The following is a 16,787-nucleotide window of genomic DNA, read 5'->3' as shown; positions in this document are numbered from 1 at the left end:
AAGCGCCGCTGCTGAGACTGGGATCGGGTTGTATGCGAGCCCAGTTCCGAACTGAACTTGACATGGCGCGGCCGCAACAACCAGGTTTCCGGCCGATGTTCTTAGATCGCTAGATCTGGTGTCTTGCAAGAGTTATCGCCTTGACCGCACAATTCTGTATGGACCCCGCGCCAGCGCGGTCAACCTGCGCCGACCCGCGATCTGTGAGATTCTTTCGGTGACCTAATCATTTCTCCCTGAGTTCCCAAGGCGGTGACCCGATGCCCAAAATCTCTTCGCGCGACGGCGGTCGGCCCGCTCAGCGCACCGTGAATCCCATCATCGTTACCCGGCGCGGCAAGATCGCCCGCCTGGAATCCGGCCTGACCCCCCAGGAGGCCCAGATCGAAGATCTGGTCTTTCTGCGAAAGGTGTTAAACAGGGCTGATATTCCCTATCTACTGATCCGAAACCACAAGAACCGGCCGGTGCTTGCCATCAACATCGAACTACGTGCCGGCCTCGAGCGCGCTCTTGCGGCCGCATGTGCAACCGAACCGATGTACGCCAAAACTATTGATGAGCCTGGCCTTTCTCCTGTTTTGGTCGCCACCGACGGGCTGTCGCAGCTGGTTGACCCGCGTGTCGTGCGGTTGTATCGACGCCGGATCGCGCCGGGCGGATTTCGCTACGGCCCGGCGTTCGGTGTGGAACTGCAATTCTGGGTATACGAGGAGACGGTGATCCGCTGCCCTGTCGAAAACTCGCTTAGCCGCAAAGTGCTGCCCCGAAACGAAATAACGCCGACAAATGTCAAACTCTACGGGTACAAATGGCCGACCCTTGACGGGATGTTTGCCCCGCACGCCAGCGACGTCGTGTTCGACATAGACATGGTGTTCTCCTGGGTGGACGGTAGTGACCCCGAGTTCCGGGCGCGCCGCATGGCTCAAATGTCGCAGTACGTGGTGGGCGAGGGCGACGACGCCGAAGCGCGGATCCGCCAAATCGACGAGTTGAAATACGCGCTGCGGTCGGTGAACATGTTTGCTCCGTGGATACGTCGCATCTTCATCGCGACGGATTCAACCCCGCCGCCATGGTTGGCCGAACATCCTAAAATCACCATCGTTCGCGCCGAGGACCACTTTTCCGACCGTTCCGCGTTGCCGACCTATAACTCGCATGCGGTGGAGAGCCAGCTGCACCACATCCCGGGGCTCAGCGAGCACTTCTTGTACTCCAACGACGACATGTTCTTCGGCCGGCCGCTCAAGGCCAGTATGTTCTTCTCTCCCGGTGGAGTCACCAGGTTCATCGAAGCCAAGACCCGGATCGGGCTCGGCGCCAACAACCCAGCGCGTAGTGGCTTTGAAAACGCGGCCCGGGTGAACCGGCAGCTGCTCTTCGACCGGTTCGGGCAGGTGATTACCCGTCATCTCGAGCACACCGCGGTACCGTTGCGCAAGAGTGTGCTGATCGAGATGGAGCGGGAATTCCCGGAGGAATTCGCCCGCACCGCGGCCAGCCCGTTCCGCTCCGACACCGACATCTCGGTGACCAACTCGTTCTACCACTATTACGCGCTGATGACCGGACGCGCCGTCCCGCAGGAAAAGGCTAAAGTCCTCTATGTCGACACCACCAGCTATGCGGGTCTTCGGCTACTTCCTAAGTTGCGGAAGCACCGCGGATACGATTTCTTCTGCCTCAACGACGGTAGCTTTCCTGAAGTCCCCGCAGCGCAGCGCGCAGAACGAGTCGTCAGTTTCCTGGAGCGCTATTTCCCGATACCGGCTCCCTGGGAGAAGATCGCCGCGGACGTCAGTCGACGGGACTTCGCGGTGCCGAGGACGTCAGCACCATCGGAGGGTGCTTGAATAGCGAATCGCGACGCGACGGTTCGATGAAAATGCCGCTCTCGGCGATTTTGCGTCGCGCCTGCCCGGGTGAGACAAAGGTGCCGACCGTTTCTCCGCCGCCCAGCGGAATCACCGAATGCACGACGGTGTCCGGATAGACGTGCACCAGGTTGCAACCTTGGGCGCCGTCTCTGCCACGCGTTCCTCCAGCAGCGACGGTCAGGTCCTGGGTGTAGCAAGTCGCCGAGGCAACCGACACTGGGATCCCGACGAAGGTGGCATTCGTCGAGTAGTGCAGGTGCCCGGCCAAAATGGCGCGAACGTCAGTGCCCCGCAGCACTCGCCCAAGCGCAGCCTGGTTGCGCAGCTCCACCGTGACGGCCATATCCAAAACACTCGGAATCGGCGGATGATGCAACGCCAAAATGGTGCCGTCCGGCGCTGGCGTGGCCAACTCTTCAGCAAGCCAACCCAATTGGGACGCGCGGATTTCGCCGTGATGATGTCCGGGTACCGAGGTATCCAACACGATGATGCGCAGACCGTCGATCATGCACACCCGGTCTAGCGGCGCCATCGATGGCGCTTCGTCCAGCAAGAATTTGCGTAGTTCGGCCCGGTCGTCGTGGTTACCCATCACCCAGACGAGCTCGGCGCCCAACTGCGCCGCGAACGGCTCGACCAGGCCTCGGAGCTTGCGGTATGCCGCCGGTTCGCCCTTATCGGCCAAATCGCCGGTGAAGACGATCGCATCGGGACGAAGGCCGGATTGGTTCAACTGTTCGAGCAGTTCGCCCAGCCGGTCGTCGGCGTCCACCGCCCCGTAGAGCCGACGATCCCCCCCGATGAGATGAGTGTCGCTGATATGTAAGAGAACGTAATCCGGCCGCGGATGCTCCGCGGCCCTAAGTCTATGCACCTGAGGTGCCAACCCTCTCCATTGATTGGTTAGACAGTGACCAATCAGTATAGCGGCGCCGCCGACCAGGTCCGCGCTGTTGTGAGCCGTTCCACGATCACCAGGGGCCCGACCCCGCGATCACAGTCGAGTCGAGATACCAGAACGCCGCTGGACCAGCACCGCGGCGACCGCACCGGCCTCGTTGATGGCCAAGTGCGTCAGCAGCGGTGCTGCCAGACTGCCGGACCGGTCGGCCAGCCAACCGAACATCCAGCCGGCGATACCGGTGGCCAACACCGTGAGCACCAGCGGCTCGCCCGTCGCGCGCGCGTCGGCGATGTGAGACAAACCAAAGGCGCCGGCCTGCAGTATCCGTCCACCCGACCGACCGAAGGCCCGGGCACCGATAGTGGCCAGCGCCCCGCGAAACGCGGCCTCCTCGGCCCACACCGTGCCGCCAGGTATGTGCCATACCAGCCAGACCGGCACCGACGCCGGCAACTCACGAGCCGACATCGACAACCGCACCATCGGCACCGGCGTCGTTGCCGCGATCGCGGTCGCCGCCGCCGCCCCCGCGGCCCAGCCCAGCCGCAGCCCGGCCCACAGCCGCGGCGGCCAAAGGCCCATCGTCGCACGAGTAACCAGCACCAACACGCTCCCCAGCCCCGCCTGCAACGGAATCCGCCACGGCGCCGGCAGCCGCGGGCTGACCAGACTCCAGCCGACCAGGCCGGCGGCCAAAGACAGGGCGCGAAGCCGACTCATCCGAAGTATCGCGGCAACACCGCCTCGGATGTCGCACGCAGTTCGGCCAACGACACCGCGAACAAGCCCTGCACCTCAACCGCGTCCGAACCTTGATCGACGACGCCGATGCGGACCGCGGGAAGTCCCCGCGCCTCACACATCCCGCGAAACCGGCTCTCCTCGGTGCGTGGCACCGCGACCAGCACCCGACCCGCCGACTCGGAGAACAGCAGCACAAACGGGTCAGCCCCTTCGGGAAGCAATATGCGGCAACCGGTTTCACCCGCTAACGCCGATTCCACGATGGCTTGGGCCAGCCCACCCTCGGACAGATCGTGCGCCGCGGACACTAGCCCGTCCCGCGACGCCGAGCTCAGCACCGCGGCCAGCAGCTTCTCCCGCGCCAGATCGACTACCGGCGGCAATCCACCCAGGTGGTCTGCGGTCACCTGCGCCCACACGGAACCGTCGAACTCGTCGCGGGTGTCGCCCAACAGCATCAACGTTTCCCCGGGCTCGGCGCCCAGGCCGGTAGGGATGCGCCGACGCACATCGTCGATGACGCCGAGCACCCCGACCACCGGCGTGGGCAGGATTGCCGCCGAACCGGTTTGGTTGTAGAAACTCACGTTGCCACCGGTCACCGGAATCCCGAGGTCCGCACAGCCATCGGCCAGACCGCGGACCGCCTGCGTGAACTGCCACATCACGCCGGGGTCCTCGGGGGAACCGAAGTTCAGGCAGTTGGTCACCGCGACCGGGGTGGCGCCGGTGACGGCGACGTTGCGGTACGCCTCGGCCAACGCGAGTTGCGCGCCAGCGTAGGGATCCAGCAGCGTGTAGCGTCCCGACGCGTCGGTCGATACCGCGATGCCCCGGCCGGTCGACTCGTCGATGCGCAGCATGCCGCCGTCGGCGTGCTCGGCGAGCACCGTGTTGCCGCGCACATAGCGGTCGTACTGCTCGGTGATGAACGCGCGGCTGCACAGGTGCGGGCTGCCAAGTAACGCAAGCAAAGTCGCGCGCAGCTCGTCGCCGGTGACCGGCCGTGACAGCTTGGCCGAGCGGTCGGCGTTCAGCGCGTCCTGCGTATCGGGGCGGGCGACCGGGCGCTGATATACCGGACCTTCGTGAGCTACGGTGCGCGGCGGCACGTCGACCACCGTCTCGCCGTGCCAGGTGATCTGCAGCCGGTCGCCGTCGGTGACCTCGCCGATCACCGTCGCCAGCACCTCCCACTTGCGGCACACCGCCAGGAATGCGTCGACGTTCTTCGGGGAGACCACCGCGCACATCCGCTCCTGCGATTCGCTGCAGAGCACCTCGGCGGGCGTCATCTCCTTGGCCCGCAGCGGGACGCTGTCCAGCTGGATCGTCATTCCGCCATCACCGGCGGATGCTAACTCCGATGTGGCACAAGATAATCCGGCTCCGCCCAGGTCTTGGATGCCGATCACCAGGCCGCCCGCGTAGAGCTCGAGACAGCATTCGATGAGCACCTTCTCCATGAACGGGTCGCCGACCTGCACCGAGGGCAGCTTCTTGCGGGATCCCTCGGCATCGAAGGTGTCCGACGCCAGCACCGACACCCCGCCGATACCGTCGAGCCCGGTGCGCGCGCCAAACAGGATGATCTTGTTGCCGGCGCCGGAGGCGAACGCCAAATGCAGGTCCTCCTGCCGTAATACGCCGACACACAACGCGTTCACTAAGGGGTTGCCGGCGTAGCACGGGTCGAAGACGGTCTCTCCGCCAATGTTGGGCAGGCCCAGGGAGTTGCCGTATCCGCCGATGCCGCGGACCACGCCGTCGAGCACGCGGCGGGTATCGGGGGCGTCGGCGGCGCCGAACCGAAGCTGGTCCATCACGGCGACCGGTCGGGCGCCCATGGCCATGATGTCGCGGACGATGCCGCCCACCCCGGTGGCCGCGCCCTGGTAGGGCTCGACGTAGGACGGGTGGTTGTGTGACTCCACCTTGAAGGTGACCGCCCAGCCGTCGCCGATGTCGACGACGCCGGCGTTCTCGCCGATGCCGGCCAGCATGGCCGCGCGCATCTCGTCGGAGGTGGTCTCACCGAAGTAGCGCAGGTGCACCTTGGAGGACTTGTACGAACAGTGTTCGCTCCACATCACCGAGTACATGGCCAGCTCGGTGTCGGTGGGCCGGCGGCCCAGGATCTGGCGAATCCGCCGGTACTCGTCGTCTTTGAGGCCCAGCTCACCATACGGTTGTGGTTGGTCGGGTGTGGTCGCGGCGTGTTCGACGGTGTCCAGCACCGACGTTTTGCGCGGGGTCCGGGCGAGCGGAGACATCACGGAGGCAGTCTAGCTAGGCCCCATCGCGCTGCGGCCGCGTTGACACGGACAAGCCGACGGATAGGTATGCCCGCGGCAAGAACCCCGGTGGCATCAGCCGTCGGGCTGACATCGGGGCGGGCGCTCAGGATGGTGGTGCGCAAAATGGAACCATGTCTCGTCACTGGCCGTTGTTCGACCTGCGCATCACCACGCCGCGGCTCCAGTTGCAACTGCCCACCGAGGAGTTGTGCGACCAGCTGATCGACACCATCCTGGAGGGAGTCCACGACCCCGACCGAATGCCGTTTTCGGTTCCGTGGACGCGAGCATCGCGCGAGGACCTGCCGTTCAACACGCTGTCGCACCTATGGCAGCAACTGGCCGGGTTCAAGCGGGATGACTGGTCGCTGCCGCTGGCCGTCCTCGTCGACGGTAGGGCCGTAGGCGTACAGGCCCTGAGCTCCAAGGATTTCCCAATCACCCGTCAGGTGGATTCTGGATCATGGCTCGGGTTGCGTTACCAAGGTCACGGCTACGGCACCGAGATGCGGGCGGCTGTACTGTATTTCGCGTTTGCCGAGCTGGAGGCGCAGGTCGCGACGTCGAGGTCGTTCGTGGATAACCCGGCCTCGATCGCGGTATCCCGCCGTAACGGATACCGCGACAACGGCCTAGATCACGTGGCACGCGAAGGGGCTATGGCAGAGGCGCTGTTACTCCGGCTGACCCGCGACGATTGGCAGCGCCATCGCACTGTTGAGGTTCGGGTGGACGGGTTCGACCGCTGCCGGCCGCTTTTCGGCCCCTTGGAACCGCCTCGTTATTGACCCGCCACGCAAAAAGCGTTGCCTTCGGGGTCAGCCAGCACCACCCAGCGAAAGCTCTCGCCGACCTGATGCCGCCCGACCTCGCTGGCTCCGGCGGCGACCAGGCGCAACACCTCGGCATCCAGGTCCTTGGTCGTGAAGTCGAGGTGCACGCGGTTTTTCCCAGGGGCGGGATCGGGCACCTTCTGGAATCCCAACCGCGGTCCATCGGTCCGGGCGACCACGACGAATTCGCCGGGCAGCAGTTCACGCGTCGTGCCATCGAACTGCTCGGCCCACCAGCCGGCAAGCTTCGCAGGGTCGCTGCAGTCGAAAGTGACCATCTCTACCTTGAGTGCCATACCGCCCGACCCTATGCCTCGGATAGCTCGGCGGAAAGAAACGCTTGCAGTGCCGCCGAATAGGCGGCTACGTCGTGAGCGCCCATCAACTCTCGCGCGGAGTGCATCGCCAGCTGGGCGGCGCCGACGTCGACCGTGGGGATTCCGGTGCGCGCCGCGGCCAACGGCCCGATCGTCGACCCGCACGGCAGATCGGCGCGATGTTCGTAACGCTGCATAGGCACTCCCGCGCGCTGGCAGGCCAGTGCGAACGCCGCCGCGGTGCGTCCGTCGGTGGCGTAGCGCAGATTTGGGTGCACCTTGAGCACCGGACCCGCGTTGACTTCGATCGGGTGGCTCGGCTCGTGACGGTCCGGGTAGTTGGGGTGCGTCGCATGCGCCATGTCGGCCGAGGCGAGCATCGAGGTGGTCAGTCGGCGCAGGAAGTCCTCCCGGGTGCCGCCCGCCGCGAGCACGATGCGTTCGAGCACGCTGGATAGCAGATCGGACTGTGCGCCGTGGCCCGAGGCCGATCCCACCTCCTCGTGGTCGAAAATCGCCAGCACGGGCACGAATCCGCTCGACGCCGAGTCCACGTCCACGGCCAGCAGTGCCTCCATCCCGGCATAGCAACTGGCCTGGTTGTCCAGCCGCGGCGCGCTGAGCAGGCTGGCAGTGCCGTTGACCGAAGCGCCGATCAGCGCCGACGGGGTCAAGTCATGGGTCATCAGGTCCGCGGCCAGCACGTCGGCCGCCGCCACCCCGGCGCGCTGAGCGACGTACCCCACAAAGGACTCCACCCGCTCTCCCACGCCCCATACAGCGTTGATGTGTCGTTGCGGATCGAGCGTGAGCGACTTGCGGTCCTCGGCCAGGTGAATCGCCAGCTGCGGCACCCGCAGGATCGGGTCGTCGATCCGGACCAGCCGGTGGCTGACCCCGGTACCGTCACGCACCGATAGCCGCCCGCTGATGCCCAGATCGCGATCCAGCCAGGAGTGCAGCCAAACTCCCCCATACGGTTGCAGCGCCACCACGTGCCAGCCGGCGACGAGCCTGTCCGGATGCTGCTTGACCCGCAGATTGGGGCTGTCGGTGTGCGCGCCGACGATCCGGAATGGGACCTGCGTGTGCCCGCTCTGCTCGGCGTTCCACGCCACCAGCGAGCCAGCCCGGACGGTGAAGTACCGGCCCGGTTTGTCCGGCCAGCGATCCGCTTCGCGCAGCTCGCGGTATCCGGCGCCGAGCAGCCGTCCCGCCACCGTCGCGCAGACGTGAAACGGCGACGGGGACGCGTCGATGAATTCGCACAGGCCGTGTGCCGTGGCCGCCATGTAGCCATGTCTAGCATCACCGGTATTGCAGGGACGTTAGGGTCGTGGCTGTGCCTGCTGTCTCTCCGCAGCCGATTCTGGCGCCGTTGACTCCGGCCGCGATCTTCCTGGTCGCCACCATCGGCGCCGACGGCGAGGCGACGGTGCACGACGCACTGTCGAAGATCTCCGGCCTGGTGCGTGCGATCGGCTTCCGTGACCCGACCAAACACTTGTCCGTGGTCGTCTCGATCGGGTCCGACGCCTGGGACCGCTTGTTCGCCGGACCTCGACCCACCGAGCTGCATCCGTTCGTCGAGCTGACCGGACCACGGCATACCGCCCCGGCAACTCCCGGCGATCTGTTGTTCCACATCCGGGCCGAGACCATGGACGTGTGCTTCGAGTTGGCTGGCCGCATTCTCAAGTCGATGGGCGATGCGGTGACCGTTGTCGACGAAGTGCACGGCTTCCGGTTTTTCGACAACCGTGATCTGCTGGGCTTTGTCGATGGCACCGAAAACCCAAGTGGCCCAATCGCCATCAAGGCCACCACGATCGGTGACGAGGATCGAAATTTCGCCGGCTCGTGTTATGTGCACGTGCAGAAGTATGTGCACGATATGGCCTCGTGGGAATCCCTCTCGGTCACCGAGCAGGAGCGTGTGATCGGCCGGACCAAGCTCGACGACATCGAACTCGACGACAACGCGAAGCCAGCCAATTCACACGTAGCGCTCAACGTCATCACCGACGACGACGGCACCGAGCGCAAGATCGTGCGACACAACATGCCGTTCGGCGAAGTCGGCAAGGGCGAGTACGGCACTTACTTCATCGGATATTCGCGCACGCCAACGGTGACCGAGCAGATGCTGCGCAACATGTTTCTCGGCGATCCGGCAGGCAACACCGATCGAGTGCTTGACTTTTCCACCGCGGTGACCGGCGGACTGTTCTTCTCACCCACCATCGACTTTCTCGACCATCCACCGCCCCTACCGCAGGCGGCGACGCCAACTCTGGCAGCCGGGTCGCTATCGATCGGCAGCTTGAAAGGAAGCCCCCGATGAACAATCTCTACCGCGATTTGGCACCGGTCACCGAAGCCGCTTGGGCGGAAATCGAATTGGAGGCGGCGCGGACGTTCAAGCGACACATCGCCGGGCGCCGGGTGGTCGATGTCAGTGATCCCGGGGGGCCCGTCACCGCGGCGGTCAGCACCGGCCGGCTGATCGATGTTAAGGCACCAACCAACGGCGTGATCGCCCACCTGCGGGCCAGCAAACCCCTTGTCCGGCTACGGGTTCCGTTTACCCTGTCGCGCAACGAGATCGACGACGTGGAACGTGGCTCTAAGGACTCCGATTGGGAACCGGTAAAGGAGGCGGCCAAGAAGCTGGCCTTCGTCGAGGACCGCACAATATTCGAAGGCTACAGCGCCGCATCAATCGAAGGGATCCGCAGCGCGAGTTCGAACCCGGCGCTGACGTTGCCCGAGGATCCCCGTGAAATCCCTGATGTCATCTCCCAGGCATTGTCCGAACTGCGGTTGGCCGGTGTGGACGGACCGTATTCGGTGTTGCTCTCTGCTGACGTCTACACCAAGGTTAGCGAGACTTCCGATCACGGCTATCCCATCCGTGAGCATCTGAACCGGCTGGTGGACGGGGACATCATTTGGGCCCCGGCCATCGACGGCGCGTTCGTGCTGACCACTCGAGGCGGCGACTTCGACCTACAGCTGGGCACCGACGTTGCAATCGGGTACGCCAGCCACGACACGGACACCGTGCGCCTCTACCTGCAGGAGACGCTGACGTTCCTTTGCTACACCGCCGAGGCGTCGGTCGCGCTCAGCCACTAAGGCACGAGCGCGAGCAATAGCTCCTATGGCAAGCGGCCGCGGGTTGGGTGTGTTCGGAGCTGGGCTGATGGACGGTGCGCAGGGCCTGGAAGACGGTGCGGGCTAGGCGGCGTTTGAGGCAGCGTAGTGCTGCGCGTTTGGTTTTCCCGGCGTCTTGCAGCCTTTGGTAGTAGGCCTGGCCCCGGCTGTCGGTCATCCGGATTTGGGTCAGTGCGATGCGGTGTAGGGCGGCGTTGAGCTGGCGGTTGCCCGAGCGGCTGAGCCGCATCTGGCCGGCGGTGTTGCCCGACCACACCGGGATGGGAGCCACTGCGGCATGGCAGGCGAAGGCGGCTTCGCTTTTGAACCGGGTCGCTCCGGCGGCTTCGCCGACGATTTTGGCTGCAGTCAGCTCCGCGCAGCCAGGGATTTCCAGCAGTGCGGGGGCGACCTGGTGGACTCGGGCGCTGATGCGCTGGGCCAGGGTGTTGATCTCGCCGGTGAGCCGGATGATGTCGGTCAGCTCGGCGCGCGCGAGTTCGGCGACCAATCCTGGCTGGGTGTCCAGCCAGGTCCGCAGGGCCTGCTGGTGCTTGGCGGCATCGAGCGAGCGTGCTGCCGGTGCCCGCTCGGGATCGAGTTCATGGACGAGCCAGCGCAACCGGTTGATCGCCGACGTGCGTTGGGCCACAAGGACATCTCGACGGTCAGTCAACAACTTCAACTCCCGCGACGTCTCGTCGTGGGTGGCCAGGGGTAGGTCGGTTTCACGCAGCACCGCCCGCGCCACCGCCAGCGCATCGATCGGATCCGACTTGCCCCGACTGCGCGCCGACTTGCGGGTCTGGGCCATCAGCTTGGTGGGTACCCGCACCACCTGCTGGCCGGCCGCCAGTAGGTCACGCTCCAGACGCGCCGACATGTTGCGGCAGTCCTCGATGCCCCAGATCAGCTCGAGGCCGAACTGTTCACGGGCCCACATGATGGCTGTGGCGTGCCCGGCCGTGGTGGCCTTGACGGTCTTCTCACCGAGTTGGCGACCCACTTCGTCGGTGGCCACAAAGGTGTGGCTGTACTTGTGCGCATCGGTTCCAACAACAACCATGGTGGTTGCCTCCTTCACTTGAGGGAGTGTTGAGGTTGGGCCGGTCGGCGGACACATCTCAGTCGGGGCGAAAGCCACGCTCCTATCAAGTCACGCCGGCCGGTCCTTCTCACCTAGTGCCGGCAATACTGCTCAACGCCAACCCCAAGAGGACGGCAGACGCAAAGTGAGCCAGACACCAGGTGATCCGGAACAAACCACCGCGACACGGCGTCTGTCACACCGACACACCCACCTCGCGGCACACACAACACCGACACTGAGACATAAAGGTCCCTTTTCGCACGGCGTGTCGAGAGCTTTTGCGTCTGGTGGGCGATAGGCCGGCACGGCTCACCGGCGCTAGGCGCGCGTAGCGTCGCTGGCAGAGTCCGACGAAAGGATCTTTGATTATGACCGCGGCCCAACAGGACCAGGCGCCAATGGCAACACCCGGCTGCCGTGAGGGTGAAACGTATGACGTCGTCGTGCTCGGCGCGGGACCCGTTGGACAGAACGTCGCCGATCGTGCCCGCGCGGGGGGCCTGCGTGTCGCGGTGGTGGAGCGCGAACTCGTCGGGGGTGAATGCTCCTATTGGGCCTGTGTGCCCAGCAAAGCCTTGCTGCGTCCGGTCATCGCGATCTCTGACGCCCGACGGGTCGACGGCGCGCGCGAAGCAGTCGACGGCTCGATCAACACAGCCGGCGTCTTTGGCCGCCGCAACCGCTATGTGGCCCACTGGGACGACACCGGCCAGGCCGACTGGGTGAGTGGAATCGGCGCGACGCTGATACGCGGTGACGGGCGATTGGACGGTCCGCGCCGCGTCGTCGTCACCAAGTCGAGCGGCGAAAGCGTGGCGCTGACCGCCCGGCATGCCGTTGTCATCTGCACCGGAAGCCGGCCAGCACTCCCCGACCTTCCTGGCATCACCGAAGCCCGGCCATGGACCAATCGCCAAGCCACCGACAACAGTACGGTCCCCGACCGGCTTGCGATCGTCGGCGCCGGCGGCGTCGGTGTGGAGATGGCGACCGCCTGGCAGGGACTGGGCGCCTCGGTGACCCTGCTGGCTCGGGGATCTGGCCTGCTGCCCCGAATGGAACCGTTTGTGGGGGAACTCATCGGTCGCGGACTGGCCGACGCCGGCGTTGACGTGCGCGTGGGAGTATCGGTACGCGCGCTGGGCCGCCCCAACCCAACTGGCCCAGTGGTCCTCGAGCTGGACGACGGTACCGAGCTGCGGGTCGACGAGGTACTCTTCGCCACCGGCCGAGCACCGCGAACCGACGACATCGGCTTGGAGACAATAGGACTGACGCCGGGCAGCTGGCTGGACGTCGATGACACCTGCCGAGTGCGGGCTGTTGACGACGGCTGGCTCTATGCCGCCGGCGACGTCAACCATCGCGCGTTGCTGACCCACCAAGGCAAATACCAGGCGCGGATCGCCGGCACCGCGATCGGCGCCCGTGCCGCCGGACGACCGCTAGACACCACGTCGTGGGGCATGCACGCGACCACCGCCGACCATCACGCGGTGCCGCAGGCATTCTTTACCGACCCCGAAGCCGCAGCGGTCGGCCTGACAGCTGATCAGGCCGCACAGGCTGGTCACCGGATCAAAGCGATCGATGTCGAAATCGGCGATGTCGTTATGGGAGCCAAGCTCTTTGCCGACGGATACACCGGCAGGGCGCGCATGGTGGTCGACGTCGATCGGGGCCATCTGCTGGGCGTGACCATGGTTGGCCCGGGCGCCGCCGAGCTGTTGCATTCGGCCACCGTCGCCGTCGCCGGCCAGGTGCCAATCGATCGGTTGTGGCACGCCGTTCCGTGCTTCCCGACCATCAGCGAACTGTGGCTGAGACTTCTTGAATCCTACCGAGATTCGTTTTACCTGCTGGTATAGCCAACCCGCCGCCGCGCCGCTGAACCCACGGGGGGACTGCGGTGGTCTGCGGCGGTTCCCGAGCGCTCGGCCGGTGCCGGGCGTGGATCAAGCTGCCTGGGTGCTACCCGCTCTAAGCAGAAGCCTCGTCGAGCGGCGCGAGCACAGTCACCGCGACGGGCCGGGTCAGCAATTCACCGACCTGTGCCCGGTAGTTCAGATAGTGCGGCGAACCGCGGTGCTCGTCGAGCGCGATGCGGCTGCGGTACCGTTCGAAAAGCACCAGCTCGCCGCCGTCGGCGCTCTCGTAGAGGTCGTAGCTACGGCATCCGTCCTCGGCCCGTGTCGGGGTAATCATTGCGTCCAAGAGAGCGCGCAGGGCCGACCTAGCGTCAGGCCGTGGCATGAACCGGGCGATGACCGCGACGGGTGACGTCATGGCTGACCTTCTTCCGCTGCTACCGCGCACGCACGCTTGACGTGGTGAGTATAAGACGTTTTAATACGTCTTATGACATCTGTCAAGCTGGACCTGGACGCTGCCGATCTGCGGATATCGCGTGGCAGCGTGCCGGCGAGTACCCAGCTTGCCGAGGCGCTAAAGGCCCAGATCATCCAGCAGCGGCTGCCGCGCGGCGGGCGCTTGCCCAGCGAACGAGAATTGATCGACCGTTCCGGTTTGAGCCGCGTGACCGTGCGCGCGGCGGTCGGCATGCTGCAACGTCAGGGATGGCTAGTGCGCCGGCAAGGCTTGGGTACCTTCGTCGCCGATCCGGTGGAACAGGAGCTCAGTTGCGGCGTGCGCACCATCACAGAGGTGTTGTTGAGCTGTGGTGTTACCCCGCAGGTCGACGTGCTGTCACACCAGACCGGACCGGCGCCGCAACGGATTTCCGAGACGCTGGGTTTGGTTGAGGTCCTCTGTATTCGCCGGCGCATCCGCACTGGCGATCAACCCTTGGCCCTGGTCACGGCCTATCTTCCGCCCGGCGTGGGCCCAGCCGTCGAGCCGTTGCTATCGGGCAGCGCGGACACCGAAACCACATATGCGATGTGGGAGCGGCGACTGGGTGTACGCATTGCACAGGCTACCCACGAAATCCATGCCGCCGGGGCCTCCCCCGACGTAGCCGACGCGTTGGGTCTGGCGGTGGGTTCGCCGGTACTGGTCGTCGACCGCACCAGCTACACCAATGACGGCAAGCCCCTTGAAGTGGTCGTGTTCCACCATCGCCCCGAGCGGTACCAGTTCTCCGTCACGTTACCCCGAACGTTGCCCGGATCAGGTGCCGGAATTATCGAGAAACGAGATTTCGCATGAACGCCAAAGACGACCCGCACTTCGGACTCATGTTGGCTGCGACGGTTAATGGCCTGGCGGTCGGCAGTTACCGCGAAATGGTTGTCGTCTCGCAGACGGCGGAAGAATACGGATTCGATTCAGTGTGGTTATGCGACCACTTCCTGAAGATAAGCCCCGGCGAGTATGCGAAGGTCGCCGGCATCGCCGCCGACACCGGCTCCGCGACCGGCACCGAAACCGGCGGGGCGGGCCAGTGCGCCCCTTCGAGGTCGCTGCCCCTGCTCGAGTGCTGGACCGCACTTGCGGCATTGTCCCGCGACACCACGAAGCTGCGGTTGGGCACCAGCGTGCTGTGCAATTCCTACCGTCATCCTTCCGTGCTGGCCAAGATGGCTGCGACGCTGGACGTCATTTCCCAGGGACGTCTCGATCTGGGATTGGGCGCCGGCTGGTTTCGGCGCGAGTCGCAAGCCTACGGCATCCCGTTCCCGCCGGTTGGCGACCGAGTCTCCGCGCTTGCCGAGTCGCTGCAGGTCATCAAGGCCGTGTGGACCGAGCCAAACCCCACCTACGCCGGCCGGTTTTACACCTTGGACGGCGCCACCTGCGATCCGCCGCCGGTGCAACGGCCACATCCTCCGTTGTGGATCGGCGGGGAAGGCGACCGGGTCCAGCGCATCGCCGCTAAGCATGCCCAGGGCCTGAACGTGCGCTGGTGGTCGCCGCAGCAAGTCACCCAACGCCGCGGATTTCTCACCCAGGCGTCGGAGGCGGCCGGGCGTGACCCCGACACGCTGCGACTGTCGGTCACGCTGCTGCTGGCACCCACCCAGTCCGGCGAGGAAGAAGTCCGGATCCGCGAAGAATTCGCGTCCATCCCCGAGCCGGGGCTCATCGTCGGGACACCCGACAGGTGTGTCGAGCGCATTCGTGAATACCAGGACCGCGGTGTCGGCCATTTTCTCTTCACGATTCCACACGTCGTGAAGTCCGATTATCTGCACATCATCGGCAGTGACATCATTCCGCGGGTCAAAACTGAGGTCACGATTCCATGACGCTAGCCAACAATGGAACCGGCATGGACCACTTTCTGACGCCCACGGAGTACCTCGACGCGGGCCATCCGCTCGTTCGTACGACGGCAGCAACCCTCATCCGGGACGCGGTGTCGGATACCGAGCGGGTCAGGCGGATCTACTACTACGTGCGCGACGTGCCATACGACGTCCTCGCGTCCTTTCGCTACCTCGCGCAGGGACATCACCGCGCCAGCGACGTGATCGGCCACGGGGTCGCCTTCTGCATGGGCAAGGCAAGTTCCTTCGTCGCCCTGTGCCGAGCCGCCGGTGTCCCGGCCCGTATCGCGTTCCAGACGATCGACGCCCCCGATAAGGAGTTTCTGTCCCCGCAGGTACGTGCCCTATGGGGAGGCCGAACTGGCCGGCCCTTCCCGTGGCACTCGCTGGGTGAGGCATATCTTGGTCGGCGATGGGTCAAGCTGGACGCCACCATCGACGCACCCACCGCCGCCCGCCTCGGCAAGCCCTACCGGCAAGAATTCGACGGAGCTACCCCGATCCCGACGGTGGAAGGAACCATCCTGCGGGAAAACGGCAGCTACGCCGACTATCCCAGCGCGGTCGCGCAATGGTACGAACGAATCGCTCAGTCGGTCCTGAAGGCGTTGCAGTCCACCGAAGTACACGCCTTGGTAGCCGCTGACGAGGAACTGTGGACCGGCCCCCCGGTTGAATTGGCCGACGCAACCCACCGACTGTGAATCTCACGACGCCTCCGCCGCGTGTCGCGTCGTGCCATTCACAGTGGCCGGGCTGCCCCGCGTCGCTCAGGGAATTCTCATCTTGTTCTTCGCAACCGGGTTCCCAGCTCAAAGGATTCACCAAGGCGCCGGCCGCATCATGAGTTCATGACTGAGTCGATAGGCGAGCCGCTGAGCACCAACCTGATCGAGCGCTACCTGCGCGCCCGCGGCCGGCGATACTTCCGTGGCCACCACGACGCCGAGTTCTTCTTCGTCGCCAACGCCCACCTGCGGCTGCACGTCCACCTAGAAATCTCTCCCGCCTACCGCGACGTGTTCACGATCAGGGTCAGTCCCGCATACTTCTTCCCCGCCACCGACCACACCCGGTTGGCGGAGATCGTCAACGCGTGGAACCTGCAGAACCACGAGGTCACCGCGATCGTGCACGGGTCCTCTGATCCGCACCGCATCGGCGTGGCCGCAGAGCGGTCCTTGATCAGGGACCGCATCCGGTTCGACGATTTCGCCACCTTCGTCGACAACGCCGTCTCGGCCGCGACGGAGCTCTTCGGTCAGCTGACGGCAGCCGGATTACCTCCAACCGCGACGCCGCCGTTGCTGCGAGACGCCGGGTGAGCGTGA

General features: G+C 65.2%; 15 protein-coding genes and 1 pseudogene. 9 read left to right on the top strand and 7 right to left on the bottom strand.

Annotation, left to right across the window (positions count from 1 at the left end; genetic code table 11):
* Window positions 1-260: 260 nt before the first annotated feature.
* Window positions 261-1,859, top strand: coding sequence for a stealth family protein (locus FF952_RS04280; RefSeq protein WP_003898594.1), 1,599 nt, complete (start codon window positions 261-263; stop codon window positions 1,857-1,859).
* Here FF952_RS04280 and cpdA read toward each other — a convergent pair.
* The 3 genes from cpdA to purL all read right to left on the bottom strand — a co-directional run bounded on the left by cpdA (window position 1,804) and on the right by purL (window position 5,771).
* Complete coding sequence (gene cpdA / locus FF952_RS04275) at window positions 1,804-2,760, bottom strand: 3',5'-cyclic adenosine monophosphate phosphodiesterase CpdA (RefSeq protein WP_003904480.1); 957 nt, start codon at window positions 2,758-2,760, stop codon at window positions 1,804-1,806. The genes FF952_RS04280 and cpdA overlap by 56 nt on opposite strands.
* A gap of 120 nt (window positions 2,761-2,880) precedes the next feature.
* Window positions 2,881-3,510, bottom strand: coding sequence for an Rv0804 family intramembrane glutamic endopeptidase (locus tag FF952_RS04270; protein ID WP_003404117.1), 630 nt, complete (start codon window positions 3,508-3,510; stop codon window positions 2,881-2,883).
* Window positions 3,507-5,771 carry a phosphoribosylformylglycinamidine synthase subunit PurL gene (gene purL, locus FF952_RS04265; protein ID WP_003904479.1) on the bottom strand — a complete coding sequence of 755 codons (2,265 nt, stop codon included), beginning with the start codon at window positions 5,769-5,771 and terminating at the stop codon, window positions 3,507-3,509. The genes FF952_RS04270 and purL overlap by 4 nt, the downstream gene beginning before the upstream one ends.
* Window positions 5,772-5,962: 191 nt before the next feature.
* Between purL and FF952_RS04260 the strand changes: the two genes are divergently transcribed.
* Complete coding sequence (locus FF952_RS04260) at window positions 5,963-6,619, top strand: acetyl-/succinyl-CoA transferase (protein ID WP_003903182.1); 657 nt, start codon at window positions 5,963-5,965, stop codon at window positions 6,617-6,619.
* Here the strand turns inward: FF952_RS04260 and FF952_RS04255 are convergent.
* A complete protein-coding gene (locus FF952_RS04255; protein ID WP_003898592.1) occupies window positions 6,613-6,960 on the bottom strand; it encodes a VOC family protein in 348 nt (115 codons plus the stop codon). The genes FF952_RS04260 and FF952_RS04255 overlap by 7 nt on opposite strands.
* An 11-nt stretch (window positions 6,961-6,971) precedes the next feature.
* Complete coding sequence (locus FF952_RS04250; protein ID WP_003404103.1) at window positions 6,972-8,273, bottom strand: M18 family aminopeptidase; 1,302 nt, start codon at window positions 8,271-8,273, stop codon at window positions 6,972-6,974.
* Window positions 8,274-8,317: 44 nt separating this feature from the next.
* Here FF952_RS04250 and FF952_RS04245 point away from each other — a divergent pair, with 44 nt between their 5' ends.
* Entirely contained in the window at window positions 8,318-9,325 is a 1,008-nt protein-coding gene (locus FF952_RS04245) for a Dyp-type peroxidase (protein WP_003404098.1), read from the top strand.
* A complete protein-coding gene (locus FF952_RS04240; protein WP_003404092.1) occupies window positions 9,322-10,119 on the top strand; it encodes a family 1 encapsulin nanocompartment shell protein in 798 nt (265 codons plus the stop codon). Before FF952_RS04245 ends, FF952_RS04240 begins: the two co-directional genes overlap by 4 nt.
* Before the next feature lie 10 nt (window positions 10,120-10,129).
* Here FF952_RS04240 and FF952_RS04235 read toward each other — a convergent pair.
* Window positions 10,130-11,203, bottom strand: a pseudogene (locus FF952_RS04235) (IS110-like element IS1547 family transposase); the annotation flags it as partial.
* 392 nt (window positions 11,204-11,595) lie between these two features.
* Between FF952_RS04235 and FF952_RS04230 the strand changes: the two are divergent.
* The gene (locus FF952_RS04230; RefSeq protein ID WP_003404013.1) at window positions 11,596-13,095 is read left to right on the top strand and encodes a dihydrolipoyl dehydrogenase family protein; all 1,500 of its coding nucleotides are present in this window, start codon (window positions 11,596-11,598) and stop codon (window positions 13,093-13,095) included.
* A gap of 112 nt (window positions 13,096-13,207) precedes the next feature.
* On the opposite strand, the gene FF952_RS04225 is transcribed toward FF952_RS04230, so the two are convergent.
* Window positions 13,208-13,513, bottom strand: coding sequence for a putative quinol monooxygenase (locus tag FF952_RS04225; RefSeq protein WP_003404010.1), 306 nt, complete (start codon window positions 13,511-13,513; stop codon window positions 13,208-13,210).
* Between the two features lie 72 nt (window positions 13,514-13,585).
* On the opposite strand from FF952_RS04225, the gene FF952_RS04220 reads away from it, so the two are divergent.
* From FF952_RS04220 to FF952_RS04205, 4 genes are all read left to right on the top strand, one after another.
* Window positions 13,586-14,395 (top strand): Rv0792c family HTH-type transcriptional regulator, encoded by an 810-nt coding sequence (locus FF952_RS04220; protein WP_003404007.1) that lies wholly within the window; start codon window positions 13,586-13,588, stop codon window positions 14,393-14,395.
* The gene (locus tag FF952_RS04215) at window positions 14,392-15,435 is read left to right on the top strand and encodes a TIGR03619 family F420-dependent LLM class oxidoreductase (protein ID WP_003903180.1); all 1,044 of its coding nucleotides are present in this window, start codon (window positions 14,392-14,394) and stop codon (window positions 15,433-15,435) included. The genes FF952_RS04220 and FF952_RS04215 overlap by 4 nt, the downstream gene beginning before the upstream one ends.
* A complete protein-coding gene (locus FF952_RS04210) occupies window positions 15,432-16,160 on the top strand; it encodes a transglutaminase-like domain-containing protein (protein WP_003404002.1) in 729 nt (242 codons plus the stop codon). The genes FF952_RS04215 and FF952_RS04210 overlap by 4 nt, the downstream gene beginning before the upstream one ends.
* 147 nt (window positions 16,161-16,307) lie before the next feature.
* On the top strand, window positions 16,308-16,781 hold the full coding sequence (locus tag FF952_RS04205; RefSeq protein ID WP_014584683.1) for a hypothetical protein: 474 nt from the start codon (window positions 16,308-16,310) through the stop codon (window positions 16,779-16,781).
* The last annotated feature ends 6 nt before the right edge of the window (window positions 16,782-16,787 follow it).

This window comes from Mycobacterium tuberculosis complex sp. N0072, from assembly GCF_030323725.1.
GTDB classification, from domain to species: domain Bacteria; phylum Actinomycetota; class Actinomycetes; order Mycobacteriales; family Mycobacteriaceae; genus Mycobacterium; species Mycobacterium tuberculosis.
Note: the sequence above shows the minus strand (reverse complement) of the source record. Positions and strands in the feature narration are given on the sequence as shown.

Coding starts and splice junctions, on each gene's coding strand:
- FF952_RS04280 (WP_003898594.1), top strand. CDS start 261: ATGCCCAAAATCTCTTCGCGCGACGGCGGTCGGCCCGCTCAGCGCACC.
- FF952_RS04270 (WP_003404117.1), bottom strand. CDS start 3,510: ATGAGTCGGCTTCGCGCCCTGTCTTTGGCCGCCGGCCTGGTCGGCTGG.
- FF952_RS04260 (WP_003903182.1), top strand. CDS start 5,963: ATGTCTCGTCACTGGCCGTTGTTCGACCTGCGCATCACCACGCCGCGG.
- FF952_RS04255 (WP_003898592.1), bottom strand. CDS start 6,960: ATGGCACTCAAGGTAGAGATGGTCACTTTCGACTGCAGCGACCCTGCG.
- FF952_RS04250 (WP_003404103.1), bottom strand. CDS start 8,273: ATGGCGGCCACGGCACACGGCCTGTGCGAATTCATCGACGCGTCCCCG.
- FF952_RS04240 (WP_003404092.1), top strand. CDS start 9,322: ATGAACAATCTCTACCGCGATTTGGCACCGGTCACCGAAGCCGCTTGG.
- FF952_RS04230 (WP_003404013.1), top strand. CDS start 11,596: ATGACCGCGGCCCAACAGGACCAGGCGCCAATGGCAACACCCGGCTGC.
- FF952_RS04225 (WP_003404010.1), bottom strand. CDS start 13,513: ATGACGTCACCCGTCGCGGTCATCGCCCGGTTCATGCCACGGCCTGAC.
- FF952_RS04220 (WP_003404007.1), top strand. CDS start 13,586: ATGACATCTGTCAAGCTGGACCTGGACGCTGCCGATCTGCGGATATCG.
- FF952_RS04215 (WP_003903180.1), top strand. CDS start 14,392: ATGAACGCCAAAGACGACCCGCACTTCGGACTCATGTTGGCTGCGACG.
- FF952_RS04210 (WP_003404002.1), top strand. CDS start 15,432: ATGACGCTAGCCAACAATGGAACCGGCATGGACCACTTTCTGACGCCC.
- FF952_RS04205 (WP_014584683.1), top strand. CDS start 16,308: ATGACTGAGTCGATAGGCGAGCCGCTGAGCACCAACCTGATCGAGCGC.